Source organism: Erythrobacter sp. S227 (genome assembly GCF_057364925.1).
The window spans coordinates 1,992,029-2,006,668 of the sequence record NZ_CP200280.1; the positions used below are offsets into that span (position 1 = coordinate 1,992,029).

Below are 14,640 nucleotides of genomic sequence, written 5' to 3' on the forward strand. Positions count from 1 at the left end.
CTAACATCAACTGACTTTGTGTCCAAGTTGGTTGACACTTTTAAAGCATTCCACGCTTCTATTTCTTGAGGACAGTCAAATTGGAGTGACCTACTCGGCAGGCACAAGATGCCCTGCCCGCATTGCCAGCCCTTCCAAATCGAGAAGGTGCACCTGCGAGCGCCCCTTCGTTGTTAGCAGACCCGCATCGCGTAATTCGCTTAGCTGGCGGCTTACTGTTTCAATTGTCAGGCCAAGGCTGTCGGCGATGTCGCCGCGTGACATGGGCAAATGCATCACCCAGCCCTCTTCGTGCTTCGAACCGATGCGTTCAGCCATGTTGAGAAAGAAACTTGCGAGGCGTTCCTGGGCCGACTTTCGACCAAGGGAAATCGCTTTCTCGCGGCTACGGGCAAGCGCGAGCATTGCCCGCTCGAGCGCCTTGTCAATCATTCCGGTTTCGTATCTTGCGAGTTTGAAGAACTCGTCAGCCGGGAAGAAAATCAGCTCGCAATCATCGAGCGCATACAGTGTATAGGCATGAGCGCCGCGCGCAGGCACGGAGACCAAATCGCCAACGAAGTGAAAGGCGACCACCTGCTCGCGCCTTTGCGAGGCTTCGGCCACCAATTTGCAACTTCCTTTGGCGATGAAGACGATTTGATCCTGATCAGCGACGGTGAACGGTGCATCGCCAGACCGCGCGCTCGCATATCGAGCGATCGCCTGAAACCGCAAATGGGTGGCATCCGCACTGCCGAGCGGCAAAATCTCCGCAGAGAAACGCTCAAACAAATCGGGAAATGTCATTTCTCGGGTGTCTTTCTCGTATCCATGCACACCCATTTCCCTGAAAACTCGCGCAGACACATTGATCCAGATCAATGCGCGATAGTCTGACCCCAGCCATTTGACCGTCAGCAGCAAACATCCTGGGCCGCAATGGGCGGCCACTGTTGCTCATGGGAACAAAGCCAAGACCGATAGGGGTGGGAAGAATCCGGCTTAGGCCAGACGGCAACCCATCCGGCTGACGACAAGCGTTTGTGATGCTGTTGTTATGCTGGGCGGAACCACCACCAATTATTCAGGCTAAATCAGGGATTTGATTAATGAAGAAGACACTATTTTGCGCCGCAACTGCTGCAATGGCGATTGTAAGCTCACCTGCTATGGCCCAAGAGGCCGGCGATATTCAGCTCAAGGTTGTGGGTACGCTCGTCTCGCCAGATGGTGGAATTGAGGAAGTCGTCGTTGACGCAGTGGGCCTTCCGGCTGGCACGGACACGGCGGCCAATGACAACTTCGTGCCAACGATCGCGATCGAGTATTTTTTATCTGAGAACTTCTCGATCGAAACCATCGCAGGCACTACGCAGCACGACGTTGACGCGGTTTCAGGACTTCCGGCTGGCACCGAAGTTGTCTCCAACGCCCTTCTGTTGCCTGCGACCTTCACCGCGAAGGCCCACTTCGACCTTGGCGGGGTCAAGCCATATGTCGGTGCCGGCGGTGCTTACTTCATCTGGCTCAAAGACAGTGCGGGGGCAGGTATTGTCCCATTGGGCGCGACCGACGCGGATCTTTCGAACGAGCTAGGCTTCGTGTTACAAGCTGGTGTCGATATTCCAGTGAACGATAGCGGATTTGGCGTGACACTTGATGCCAAGCGCTATTTTATCGATACAACGCTTCAGGTGAGCGCTGGCGACACTCTTGTGCTTGAAACCGACCACGAGCTCGATCCGTGGGTGCTCAGCGCCGGAGTCAGCTATAGGTTCTAGTATGCAATAGGGGGAAAGGAATGAGCCAAGGCGATTACGCAAATGAATTGCAAACGCCGCGCGATCAGGAGCATGCGGGCGATCTTCAAATAGGAGATTTGCGCATTGCCCTGATTGCTGGCTGGAAGGACTTTGTGGCTGCGCCGCGATATGGCTTGTTCTTCGGAGCGATCTATGCGCTTGCAGGTCTTGCTCTAAGTTACCTTCTGATTGCGCGCGGAGAGGTCTCATGGCTGATCCCTGCAACGGCAGGTTTCCCGCTCCTCGCCCCCTTTACCGCCGTCGGTCTATACGAAGTCAGCCGGCGACGCGAGCTCGACCTCCCTATGACTTGGCCCGCAATCCTGGGAGCAGTCAGAGGACGAGGCGACGAACAAATCTTGTCTATGGGCGTCATCATCTTTGTCGCTTTCGGGTTTTGGGTGATTATCGCGCATTTGGTCTTCTCCATATTCCTGGTCGAGGCCGGAGCAGGCTCTGAATCGCTGGCATTTTTGTTCACATCCCTTGGCATCACAATGCTGCTCGTGGGGAGTGCGATTGGAGCGGTGATCGCTTTGGTCTTTTTCGCGATCACCGTCTTCAGTCTCCCGATGCTGGTCGACAAACAGACCGATTTCCTCACTGCTATTTTTACGAGCCTGAGTGTGTTCCGTGACAACTTTTGGGTGCTGATAACTTGGGCAGCGTTGATTGCAGTAATGTTGGGAGCGGCGATGACGCTTGCCTTCTTCGGCTTGCTGATCGTCTTGCCCGTTTTGGGACATGCAACCTGGCACCTTTATCGACGTGCACTGCCATAATTGATAGGCGGACTTTGCGCTCAAAAGCGCAATCTCGTTTTGCATGTACCGGACAAAATGTGCATCCCTAGGTGAATTCATTTTTGCAAAGAGAGCGGATGCTATGTTCGAAGTGCCCAAGGACATCCAAGAATACCTGACAGTGCTCGATGACTTTATCGAGCGCGAGATCAAACCGCTTGAGGCACGCGAAGACAATATCCGCTTTTTCGATCACAGGCGTGAACATGCGCGTACCGATTGGGACAATGACGGGCTCCCTCGCGAAGAATGGGAGGAGCTGCTGAAAGAGGCGAAAACCCTGGCAGATAAAGCCGGCCACTATCGCTATCAGCTACCCAAAGAGTTCGGGGGACAGGACGGAACAAACCTTGGCATGGCAGTCATCCGCCATCACCTCGCCAAAAAGGGTCTGGGCCTCCACAATGACCTCCAAAACGAACACTCGATAGTCGGCAACCTTGTCCAGCCGCTTATGATGCGCGACTTTGGAACGCCTGAGCAAAAAGAGCGGTTCATGGAAGGGATGCTTCAAGGCAAGCATCGCTGGGCCTTCGGCTTGACCGAAGAGGCACACGGTTCAGACGCCACCCACATGGAAACGACGGCTGTGCGTCACACCAAGGAGGGTGTTGAAGGCTGGCTTATCAATGGGGAGAAGATGTGGACCACTGGCCTGCACACCGCGACCCATGTCATGACCTTTGCACGCCATTCAGGCGAAGCGGGCGCCCCCAAAGGGCTTGGCTGTTTTGTTGTCGACACATCGGCTGAAGGGTTTGAGGTTGGCGAATATCTGTGGACCTTCAACATGCCCACAGACCACCCCAAATGCAGCTTCACCGACGTTTTCGTCCCTGACGACATGGTATTGGGCGATCTTGACTGGGGGCTCGCCGCCGCTCAACATTTTGTCCATGAGAACCGCATCAGACAAGCCGCAAGCTCGCTTGGCGCTGCGGAATACTGCGTCGCGGAGTCGATTACCTATGCCCAAGAACGCAAGCCGTTTGGCAAGCCATTGTGGCTTAATCAGGCGATCCAGTTCCCGATCGTGGAGCTATCGACCCAGTGCGAAATGCTCCGGTTGCTGATCTTTAAGACCGCGTGGGAAATGGATCAGATGACTAAACCTGAGGTCGCTAAAAGGCTCTCTCACAAGGTGTCCATGTGCAATTACTGGGCAAACCGCTTGGTATGTGATGCCGCAGACCGCGCTATGCAGGTTCATGGCGGGATCGGGTATTCACGGCACAAACCGTTCGAACACATTTACCGCCATCATCGCCGCTATCGTATCACGGAAGGTTCGGAAGAGATCCAGATGCGCAAAGTTGCCGGCGTATTGTTCGGCAAAATCAAAACGTAACGGCTTATTCGATAATCACGAACGGCGCCCAAAGAGCAGGCGATGCTGCGCCGTTCAAAGAACCATCTGCGATCAATGCCAATTGAGCCTGGCGCAGCGCTTCACTGCGTTCGACACCGCTGCTTGAAGCCTTAACCGTGGCGATGCTTAGCCGTGTCGCGACATCGTCACGCACGGGCCAATGGGAAAGCAACAACGACCGGGCTCCGGCCAATTGGAACGCGCGGGCAAGGCCTGAGTATGTGGGTGATGCCCGGCCCTCACCAGCAGCCGTATTGCACGCAGAGAGGACCACCCAGTCGGCGGCAAGTTTGAGCCGACCGATTTCGCTGGCGGTGAGGAGCCCGTCATTGTCAGGGCTTGGGCTTGCATTGGAATCGTCCGGTGTCAGGACCAAAGCGGGCTCGCCAAGCCCTGCGATCTGTCCACTGACCAAGCCATGGGTGGCAAAGGCAAGCACCTGAAACTCTTCTAACGGCGCGGCGCGGACCGCTTTTTCGGTCGCGTCTGTCCCGGAAAGGATAAGCGTGCTTTCGCTCGCAAATGCAGCCTCAAGCGCGGCTAATTCTTCGCTCGCTCCCGGTAGGGAAGGCAATGCGCTTATGCTCTCGACATCCACAACAGTACCCCTCAGTGCAGCCCTGTCAGCAGGAGGCGCAGCGAGCCTCGGCGCGCCAATCCCGGCGAAGCGTTTGGGCGCGGCAGCGCGTTCGCGTTGGCGTGCACCAAGGCCCGGCGTAATGGCAATGGCATGGGCTTCGATCAGAAACTTTGGCCGCGATTGGCCGCTTTGTTGCGTGACAAGAACGGATGGCGGAATGGTTGCAAGAGGCCCGCCAGCCGGGAAGATCAATTTGTCGACGCCCGCAATCGCTGCTCTAGTTTCGGCTGGAAAGATAAAGCGATAAAGCTCATGCGCCGCCTCGGCATCGAAATTGTCCTCGCCTCCAAGACTTGCATCGAGGCTGTCGCGAACGCGGGCAATAAGTTCTCTCGCTGCAAACAGCGGCGTCCTCGATTGTCCCCATGCAAATCCATCTACAGTGATAGCGATGGTCACGACGCGGTCAGAGTAGACCATTGGCAAAATATAAGCTTCATTCTCGGCAAGAAGCGCCTGCGCACCGGAAATTGAAAGCGGCTGAGGCCGCAGATATTCGGCAAAATCCGGATAGCTCTCCCGCAGCGCAGCCTCACTGGCTTCACGCGCTGCTACTGCGACAGACAGATCGTCCGAACTGCCATCTCCTTGCGCGAACTTTGCGCGTGCCTCCTTCTCCGAATTACGCGCCAGTCGCACATCATCGAGCGCCTTTGCAAAACCGTCTGCATCGCCGGGATATGTGAACGCCGAGGCACTAAGGGCAAGGTCGCTAATCACAGAAAGCTGCGCACTGCGCCAAGCGCGCTCAAGGTCACTGTTCAGGAGAGAGACCAGCATGGAATCGCGAAACAACTCCGTCCCGTCTGATGCAATCGCGCGGCGATCTTGGTCTTGGGCATAAACATCGAGCAGGATGTTTTCATTGAACTCAAGCACAGGAGCCATCATCTCAGCGGCTTTGCCCGTCTGGCCTGTCCTTGCATAGATGACTGCAGAAATGGTTTGACGCTCGCGCCACTCTGGATTGGTCTGATCAAGCTTGGCATATTCTGCCATTGCTTCCTCGTTCAGCGCCAGAGCCTCATCATGGTTGCCTTCAATACTCAGCAAATTCGCCAGATCGGACTGTGCGCGGGCAAGGTCTTTGTCCTGCACTCCGGCGCTCTCAAAGATGCCTAGAGCCGTGCGGAAATATTCGGTCGCTTCATCAGGGCGGGCCGCTTCGAACAACAGACGGGCAACCAAAGCCTGTTGATAGGCCAATTCCTTCTTATCGGAATAGGCTTGATTGTCCTCAGCCCGTAACGCGACTTCAACGGCTTGCTGATTGCGGCCCAACCGCGAGAGCAAAACCGCAGTGTTTTGATAGATCGAGAGGAGTTGCGGGTTGTCAGGTCCCCATTCCTTGACGCCAATATCGGCTATACGTCCAAACAAGTCCGCAGCCTCTGCCGTACGCCCTTTATCGAGGGCGATCAGAGCATTGGCAAGAAACACGTAAAGCCAGCCAAGATGATCATCTCGCGGCAATAATTCAAACGCGAGCCTCTCTGTAAACCGAACCGCCTCGGCGCTCGCCTGAAGGTCCTGATTGCGCAAATAGGCTGCATATTGATAGGCGAAATTGACCCGGGCCGGATCGTTTGGTGCAAGGTCCTCAAGCGCAATATCCAGCGCCTTTTTGTGCCACTGGATTGATTTCGCAAGATCATCTTCTCTCAAGAAGAAGTAGCGCGCCAAATGGTGGGCGGCAAATGTTCGGGCATAGCAAGGCGCACAGCTTTCGCTTTCCACCATCTGCGTAAGCTTGGCGATGTATCGCGATTGAACCGCCTCGTCTGGGGCAAAAGCCACGAGCCCGTGTCCAACCGCTCCCATTCGCGCATCCGCGTGCAAATCGAGGTCGGCATTTTGCAGATAAAGCTCATAAGCCTCTTTGTACTTTGCCTTTCCGATCAGCCCCATGATGAGGTCGGATGTGAGTGCACTGCGCTGTGACTTTGAGGCAGTGTCATCCATCGCATCGAAGGCTGCCTGGGCCGCAGGAAGCGTCCGGTTGGCCTCGCCATAGACATCGAAATACTGGGCCGCTGCAGGGGCAGTGTAAGTGATCAGAGAGGCGGCAAGAAACGCCTTAATCAAAGACGAGAAAATAGACTGCACGTTCGGGCCCCTCGTTGACCAATTCGATTGAATAGCGCTGGGTGTAAAGGGGGGTGAAACGGCAGGCTGGCGTGGCTTGGCTGCCGATATTGCACACGCTGCGCGATCTTTGATCACTGACGCTGATGCTTACGGGCCCCGATCCTTTGTGAGAGACCGCGAGCGTGCTCGGCTCGCCAGATTTGAAAGTCTGAGCACTTTTCCAGCGCTGGCCCGGCGCAAGTTCGCCGCGGACATAGGCAGGCCCAAGCAACCGGCCACGGAAGGCGGTGGCCTTCCCCCCGGAAGCCACCGCCCATTTTGCAAGCACATCGGCTTGCTGTTCGCCGCGCGGGCTAAGTCCGCTTGCATAAAGGGCGCTTACAAGCTCCCCCAGCCGCGCTCCTTCCCCCCGGTCATGCGCCATTTCAGCATCAGCAAGATTTTGCGCAAGCCGCGCGGCGCGCAAGGACGGTTCAGCCCGGCCGGTTGTGTCGGCAACCGGCACATTTGCCAAAGCAACCGACTGCTCACCTGCGACAGGAGAGCATCCCGTCGCAGTCAAAAGCCCCCCGGTGAGCGCCGCCAGTAAAGCAAGACTCGTCCGTCCCATGGGAAACAAGCTAACGCGGTTAGCTCGCAAAACCTTGTAAGAACCCGACCAATCGGAAACGCAGAACTTTTGCATGGGCTATCTCCCCAATCGAAAACTTGAGCCCGAAGTCCGTTCTTCGAGCGTAAGTTGCAAACCATGGCGCTCCGCAATCGCCTTTGCCAAAGCTAGGCCGAGGCCACTTCCACGGGCATCCTCGCAATTCCCTCGCCCCCGGTAGAAACGGTCGAATATTCTTTCCTTGTCAGCCGGAGAGATCCCCGGTCCGTTATCGGAAACCATCAATTCGGGGCCCGGCTTCAGCGTGACTTCTATTTCGCCACCGGGAGGCACATATTTGAGCGCATTGTCGAGCAGATTGGTCACCAATCGGCTTAGGTGCCGCTCTTCCCCTTCTAAAATCACGCCCGGCGAAATCGTCCAGCCAAGCGAATGCCCGGTCTCCTCGGCGCTGCCTGAATAAAGCTCGCAAAGATCCGTCACCATCGCGCTCAAATCGACCGGTGAAAGCCCCGCCTTATCCCCGCGCCGGCTCTTGCTTGACGCAATATCCAGTAGCGATTCCAGCGTTTGAACCAATCGTTTGATTTCGGCGCGCGCTTCAACAAGTCTTTCCGCAATACGCGGCGCAGGCGCAGCTTCAAGCGCTTTAAGCAGACGATTGTCCAAATGGGACAATGGTGTGCGCATCTCGTGGGCCAATTGCTCGGATGTTTCCTTGTAAGCCTCCATCAACCCGCGCTGACGGGCAAGAGCCTGTGCGCTGCGTCCGGCAAGCTCGTCAATCTCATCGCCATTTTTGACCTCGACAAGTTCGCTCTGTTCTCCCGGTTCGCGAAAGGCCAGATTGATGCGGCCAATTCTGCGCTGAAGCCCAAGGGCTGCCAACCGGCCGAGCAATGCAACCAAGAGGACAAAGAGACTGCCCCCTACGGCGAAGGCGATCGCGATATTGCGCAGAACGGTATCGTTGCCATCAGTCCGGCGCGCGACCAGCAAACGCAGGTCTGGCCCCAGTTGCACTGCTCTGGCGAACCCTTGCGAGCTGTCACCGATAGGTATGACGCCGGTCTCTGACACCATAGGGTCAAGCGCCGGCCACCCGGTAATATCACCTACCAGTGCCGTTCCTGTATCATTGGCAAGCAGATAGTGCGGTGTACTGCCTTCAGAAGGGGTCAGCGCAATGCGGTCCGCGATCCTCTCGCGCAGTTCATCAAGCCCGCTTGTCGCATAAATGTCGACCAGACCTGCGATGTCCACGTCCACTTCTTTCGCGGCGCCCTCATTCAAAGTCGCAACGACAGTTTGATGGGTTACGAACCAGAGCGCCAAGACCAAGGCAAGCGAAAGCCCGATGGCCGCAAGCACTAGCCGCGAAAAGATGGAGCGACGGGCTTCCAACGTCATTTTCCTTGAAGAATGCGGTAGCCAGAGCCCCAGATGGTTTCAAGCGCAGGGGCCTCAAAACCCTCTTCCAGCTTACGCCGCAGCCGCCCGATATTGACATCAACCACATTGGTTTGGGGGTCAAAATCGATATTCCATACATCGCGAAGCAGCATTTCGCGCGTCACTGTTCCACCTGCATTCTCCATGAAATAACGGAACAGGTCGAACTCTTTGGGACTAAGCGGTAGATGCTGATTGTCGCGAAATGCCGTGCGTGCCTTCAAGTGACATTCAAACGCCCCGTAGATGATGACCGCCTGGTGTCCTTGCCCTGCCGAACGCCGGTGAAGCGCACGCAGGCGAGCCATAAGCTCACCTGGTTCGTAAGGCTTTGCCATATAATCATCCGCGCCCGCATCAAGGCCTTCGGCGCGGTCACTGCTTCGGCCTAACGCGCTCAGCATCAGGATCGGCGTTCCGATCCCGCTTTCGCGCAGGCGCCGAGTGATCGTGAGGCCGTCGATGTCACCAAGCATCCGGTCGAGAATGATGATGTCAAAAGCCTCCATCCCCGCTCTCAACAGAGCAGCGCTGCCGTTCTCTTCCCAGATCAGCACGTCACCGCTCGCCTGAGCCAGCTCGCTGACTGCAGCCGCAGTGCGTAAATCATCCTCGACATAGAGAATTCTGAGCGGTGTCTTTGCCATTCCCCCGTCCCGGTCACCCTTCGTGCCCGTATGACTTGTTGCTGGGTCAAGAGTTGCCATTGCTTAGCCTTCCCTGCAAGCGAACCATTGATAAGTTCAAAAGGCGGACGCCGCATAGCTCTGATTGCGCCAGCGCCGTCCGCCCCCTCGGGTCGCTCAGTTAAGCGCTTCTACCGACACCCATCCTTTGGTGCCGAAATTGTCTTCGACCTCGACAAAATGGCCCTCGCGCCGACCAGTTGGGTTAAGCGTGGTGCCAGGCTGCAACCCGCGCACAGTCTCTGCATCAGCCATGGGCATTGCCATCAAGGAGGTCGCAACATTGACAGTTGCAACATCGGCACGTTGAGACGCTGCACCAGAAGCCGGGACGGAAGCGATGACAGCTTCTTGAGCAACGACTTCGTTAAAGGCGATTACGAAGGCTTCGACCAGCTGCTTGCCTTTGCGGCTGTCGCGATAGCCAACTTCATCAGCACGCGCGCTCCAGGGCGACGAGCCACGGAAACTCAGCGAGCTGCGTTTGACAGTGCCCGAGCCCGTGACAATCGTTTGACCCGTAGCTGGAGAAAGCAATTTGATGCCCGCAGCGACACGCTTTTTCTTGCCGCCAAACATATTGAACATACCCATGACCGCGCCTGCGCCCGGAACGCGGCCAAGCACTTGGCCAGCTGCGCCAGAACGCACCAGTCCTTCAACCGCCGCCGATTTGGCAAGCTCGATCGACTGGTCAACTTCTTCGCTGCTGCCAGCAATCACATTCATAAGAAAGTCAGCCGGAGCGCCGCTGGCTGTCGAATGCGGCGTGAAGCAACCGGAATCGATTGCGAGCGAGTTGATCAGCTGACGCGGTGAACCAAGGTCAAACTCTGCCCACCCCTGCGTATCACCATCGACAATCGCAATTGTGCCAAGACTCTCTTCGCATGAGACAAGCTGGAGATCATCATCTGCCATGGCAGCAGTCGGTGCGATCAAAGCGGCGATAATGGCGACACTCGCCAATCCGGTTTTAAGGTTCTTCATTGCTTCATTCCCCTTGCATTTTTGTCTCAAGGGTTGTGGACCGAGCAGGTTGGAGGGACCACACACAGCTCTTGTCACGTGCGTGACAATCGCTGTTAGAAATGCGGTTCCTTCACCAATCAGCGGGCCTGGTAGTGTTCACTCCACGTTATCGTACCGCCCATGATGCTTTGGATTTCAGCAATCGCTGCGGCTCTGTCTGCCGGTGCAATTGCGCCGTTAGCTACAGGAAGTGACGGGTCGATCGGTGCAGTGGGAACGCCGTTCGAATTGCCGGCACCTGGCAATGGTCCGGGAACCCAACGGCTCCAGTCGGTCGCACCTGCCAAGGTATCAACACTCGCCGGTTGCATAGATGAAGGACCTGCCCCTTCCTGCCCAAAAATGGCCAATCCCGATGCAGCCACAAGACCGGTAGAATTGGTGTCAGTCACATTCATGGCCAAAGCAGCATAGGCGGCATTGTCGCCATAAAGCGTACCGCTCACGTTGACGAAGCAGCTTGGTGCACATGTGTCCCCGGTGGACGTCACTGTCCCCGCTGAATTGGTGAAAGCACCGCCAAAGATGAAGCCTGCACTTCCTGATACAAGGTTGACCTCACTTGCTCCCGGGTTGGCGGCGCCGCCGCTGGTCGACACCGACCAACTGCGCCCACCAAGGGCCATCGTTAGGTCATAACCGACCCGGTTGACCGATCCAAAAGCGATAGCCAGATCGCCAGTGACCGACCCAGGGGCAGAGCCTGCATTATCGGTCGCTGAAGTGCCGCCGATAAGCTGGTAAGCAATGGTCCCGCCCGGCAAATTTGTGGTCACTTCACCAGTCATCACATGATAGCCTCCATTTGGGCCAATCACACTGTCGATGTTGCCAAGCAAGCCAGCTGACTGGACCGTTCCGTCGCTCCAGCGTGCCCATGCAATTTCGCCAAGATCAGTCGCCTCGACGATGTGGGCATCATTGCTCGAAACCGTGCCAATCGCGGATGTGAAGCCTGTGATCTCGCCATTTACAAAGTCTGCTGATCCACCGAAAGCAGAGGCGAGCGAGCCGTCGAGGAAGGTGTAATAGACTTGGCCCTCGCGGGTGCCGGTAAAGCCGCTTGTTGGATTGCCGCTACCACCATCTCCACCGCCATCTACGTCTCGAGCGCCGAAGATCGCTGCACCGATGATCGCAATCTGGTCGGAAGAATCGCTCAGGTTGAAATCACTCGCGGCGTATTGGACGCCGAACCGAGAAGCTTCGGCATCGGGAATTTGAACCTGGAAGGTAATCTGCCCTGAGAACCCGTCCCCGCGCGATCCTGGCGCTGTGACATTGAAATAGCCAAGATTGCCGTTGCCTTCATTGGGAAGGAATATGGCCCCGCCATCTCCATCGACGCCTCCGCTTGTGGCAAAGTCGTAAGCAAAATCGGCAAATGTGATTGAACCATCAATCGCAAACGCCGGATTGCTTCCGAAGATGATCGCCGCGTCGGCTTCAAAAACTCCCGGAGCCTGCGATCCGTCGATCAGTGTCGGAGCGGTTGCTGCCAGAAGATCGTAGCGCACGCGTCCAGTCGGATAATTGGCTGGCCCGGAGAAGCCATTGGCGAGCAGATAATGAAAGCCCTGATTGGAAGTCAGAGTATATCCGAAAAGCTCGCCTCTTCCGTTTGCGCGTTGGTAGGTTCCATTAGTCCAACGGCCTATGAGAAGGTTCTCATCGCCGCTGATATCAACTGTTTGCGCCGTCCCTCTGTCGGCGTAGATGAAATTGCTCGGTGCAAAAACATAACGCTCAAGACCGCCATTTTCGTCAAGTATGGCATCATTGGATCCCGGACCCAGTTGGCGCAGATCACGCGTGTAGGCGTCTGCGATGGGATCCCGGCCCTCGTCTGACCATGATCCCGCAGCGATGATGCCGGTTCCTTGAGGGGTAAATCCGCCTGTGTAGACAAGCGTCGGATTGTTCCCTTGGCCAGGTTCATTGCCGCCACCTCCCCCTTGTCCAGGCAGATTGTCGAACAGGTCCGGGTCATTTCCTGCCAGCAAGAAGTCATAGTAATTTGCAAAGAACGCATTGAGATCGCCAATCCCTGCAAGACCGCCTTGCAAGGCGGCAAGTGCGGCGAGGTAGGCTTCAATTGTTGCCGCATCGAGGACCGTATACTCGCTCGGGAGATTGCCCGCGGCGAGGAAGTCGAAATAGGCGTTCAGAGCCGCGACATAGTCGAGATAGATCGGTAGCCCCGCAAAACCATCTGCGGTCCCTCCGCCATTAAGGAAGGCGAAATAGGCTGTGAGCAGATCGGCATTGGCGCCAAGCAAATCATTGACCTGCCCGGATTGCTGCACCGCGTTAAAGAACTCCTGCAATGCGGCCAAGTCGGTGTCGGTAAAGTCTGAAGGCAGACCATTGGCAGCAAGAAACGCGGCATATGCATTCAAAGCAGCTGCAAACGCCGGAAAGTCAGGCGGCACGGGAAGCTGTGCAAAGTTATCCGGATTTCCTCCACCAGAGACGAATGCGAAATATGCCTGATAAAAGTCAGCCAGATCGCCGAGGAAGAACTGGGTCGCCCCTGCCCCTTCGAGCGCTGCAATATACTGCGCGATCACCTCTTGCGAAAGCGGCGTGTATGCAGATGGAATTCCGCCATTTTCAAGGAACGCAAAGTAGGAGTTCAGGTCGGCTTGATATCCTGCAAAAACATTTGCGGGCAGCCCTGCAAAAGCGTCGACATCACCGCCGCCGCGCAGGAATGCGAGGTAATCGGCAAAGAACTGCGCCTGATCGCCTTGTAAATTGGCAAGAAGCCCCGTGCTTGAAAGCGTCTCAAGATATGCGCGCAAGGTCGCTTGATCGACCTCGGTGTATCCGCTCGGCCTTTGTCCGCTTGCGAGGAATGCAAAATAGTCCGCAAGCGCAGTCTGAAACTCGCTCGCAAAGCCAATCCCGCCATTGCTCAGAAACGCTGCGACCAATGCCTGGTCGGCTGAGCTCAATTGAGCGAGGAGCCCGCTCTGTTGAAGAAATGCGATGGATTGGGCGAGCGCTTCCTGGCTTGCCCCTGTAAACTCGCTCGGCACTCCGCCTGACCGCAGGAAAGCAAAGTAGGCAGCGGTCAGGTCGGTAAAGGACGCCGCGAACGCGTCACGATTTTGCCCGTTGGCAATAAAGGCCAGATAAGCATCTGCCAGTGCCCGATCATGCGCGCTCAGCGTTGAAATCGCGCCGGTCCGGTTGATGAATGCAAGATAGGCATCAATGTCGGCTGCGCTTGCGCTGCCGCTAGAAAAACCACTCGGGACCCCGCCTGCACGCAGAAGCTCCAGATAGCCAAGAGTGAAGCTGCTATATGCGGTCAAGAAATCCGCGCCTGATGCGCCGCTTGCCAGAAATGCGAGATAGGTCCGAATGATATCGGCCTGCGCCCCGTTGAACGGGATGCCACCATAGGCGCGCTCGAGGTCCGCAGCTGCGGCGACCAACAGCGACAGGTCTCCCACAGGGAAGCGGTCGATCGATGGATTTGCAACAGCCGCCTCGACCCGGCGGCCAGCGTCGATGATATCCGATGACGCGCCCGCAGCTGCCAGTCCATCACCAAGCGTGACCGGAATGCCATTGAGAGCAGCATTGACGGGGCCTGCATCTCCGCCGATTGCAAGCACTTGCGATGGTTCATTGTTAGGTTGGTCAACTGCACCGTTTGCCAAAGTGCGCTTGGGTCCATCCCCTGACTTCGCGCTCCACATCTGGCCTTCGCGATAGGACCTGTATCGGTTGCCATCAGCGCTCACCCGCACCACGCCCGTCAAAGTGTGGCCAGAAACCCTCCCGTCATAAGCAACCGAGAAGCTCGACGATGAAGAGGTGCCGATAACCCGCCCCTCTATCCCGTCTGGCATCCGGACCTCGACAGGCACTCGAGCAGCCCCGGTTACGGTGATTGAGCCCTTGTAAAGATCAATCGAGCCGTCCTCATTGAGGGTGTACTCAGTCCCTTGCGTGATCGACACCATGCCGCCCGAAGCAAGTCTGATTTGTGTCACCCCGGCGCTCTGCATAGTGCGTTTGCCGGGCACGATTTGTGCGCCAGACGAGGTAAAGATCACGTCGTTCGCAGCCACAGGCATTGCCAGGGCAAGGCTTGAACAACCAACCAAGAGGAAGCGCAATTTGCGCGATGTAGTCATCGAAAACGAAGTCATGTCATAATCT

General features: G+C 56.5%; 10 protein-coding genes. 3 read left to right on the forward strand and 7 right to left on the reverse strand.

The window, feature by feature from the left end:
- Positions 1–90 precede the first annotated feature (90 nt).
- Positions 91–789, reverse strand: coding sequence for a Crp/Fnr family transcriptional regulator (locus AC0V6Q_RS09375; RefSeq protein ID WP_486168117.1), 699 nt, complete (start codon positions 787–789; stop codon positions 91–93).
- Between the two features lie 302 nt (positions 790–1,091).
- On the opposite strand from AC0V6Q_RS09375, the gene AC0V6Q_RS09380 reads away from it, so the two are divergent.
- The 3 genes from AC0V6Q_RS09380 to AC0V6Q_RS09390 all read left to right on the forward strand — a co-directional run bounded on the left by AC0V6Q_RS09380 (position 1,092) and on the right by AC0V6Q_RS09390 (position 3,935).
- The gene (locus AC0V6Q_RS09380; RefSeq protein WP_486168118.1) at positions 1,092–1,763 is read left to right on the forward strand and encodes an OmpW/AlkL family protein; all 672 of its coding nucleotides are present in this window, start codon (positions 1,092–1,094) and stop codon (positions 1,761–1,763) included.
- Positions 1,764–1,783: 20 nt separating this feature from the next.
- Positions 1,784–2,566, forward strand: a complete 783-nt coding sequence (locus AC0V6Q_RS09385; RefSeq protein ID WP_486168119.1) for a DUF2189 domain-containing protein — start codon at positions 1,784–1,786, stop codon at positions 2,564–2,566.
- A 103-nt stretch (positions 2,567–2,669) separates the two neighbouring features.
- Complete coding sequence (locus AC0V6Q_RS09390; RefSeq protein WP_486168120.1) at positions 2,670–3,935, forward strand: acyl-CoA dehydrogenase family protein; 1,266 nt, start codon at positions 2,670–2,672, stop codon at positions 3,933–3,935.
- A gap of 4 nt (positions 3,936–3,939) precedes the next feature.
- On the opposite strand, the gene AC0V6Q_RS09395 is transcribed toward AC0V6Q_RS09390, so the two are convergent.
- The 6 genes from AC0V6Q_RS09395 to AC0V6Q_RS09420 all read right to left on the reverse strand — a co-directional run bounded on the left by AC0V6Q_RS09395 (position 3,940) and on the right by AC0V6Q_RS09420 (position 14,630).
- The gene (locus AC0V6Q_RS09395; protein ID WP_486168121.1) at positions 3,940–6,702 is read right to left on the reverse strand and encodes a CHAT domain-containing protein; all 2,763 of its coding nucleotides are present in this window, start codon (positions 6,700–6,702) and stop codon (positions 3,940–3,942) included.
- On the reverse strand, positions 6,674–7,294 hold the full coding sequence (locus AC0V6Q_RS09400; RefSeq protein WP_486168122.1) for a hypothetical protein: 621 nt from the start codon (positions 7,292–7,294) through the stop codon (positions 6,674–6,676). Before AC0V6Q_RS09400 ends, AC0V6Q_RS09395 begins: the two co-directional genes overlap by 29 nt.
- A gap of 78 nt (positions 7,295–7,372) precedes the next feature.
- On the reverse strand, positions 7,373–8,704 hold the full coding sequence (locus AC0V6Q_RS09405; protein ID WP_486168123.1) for a sensor histidine kinase: 1,332 nt from the start codon (positions 8,702–8,704) through the stop codon (positions 7,373–7,375).
- On the reverse strand, positions 8,701–9,393 hold the full coding sequence (locus tag AC0V6Q_RS09410; RefSeq protein ID WP_486169287.1) for a response regulator transcription factor: 693 nt from the start codon (positions 9,391–9,393) through the stop codon (positions 8,701–8,703). The genes AC0V6Q_RS09405 and AC0V6Q_RS09410 overlap by 4 nt, the downstream gene beginning before the upstream one ends.
- A gap of 156 nt (positions 9,394–9,549) precedes the next feature.
- Positions 9,550–10,422 carry an SH3 domain-containing protein gene (locus AC0V6Q_RS09415; protein ID WP_486168124.1) on the reverse strand — a complete coding sequence of 291 codons (873 nt, stop codon included), beginning with the start codon at positions 10,420–10,422 and terminating at the stop codon, positions 9,550–9,552.
- A gap of 119 nt (positions 10,423–10,541) precedes the next feature.
- Positions 10,542–14,630 (reverse strand): autotransporter outer membrane beta-barrel domain-containing protein, encoded by a 4,089-nt coding sequence (locus AC0V6Q_RS09420; protein ID WP_486168125.1) that lies wholly within the window; start codon positions 14,628–14,630, stop codon positions 10,542–10,544.
- Positions 14,631–14,640: the final 10 nt, after the last annotated feature.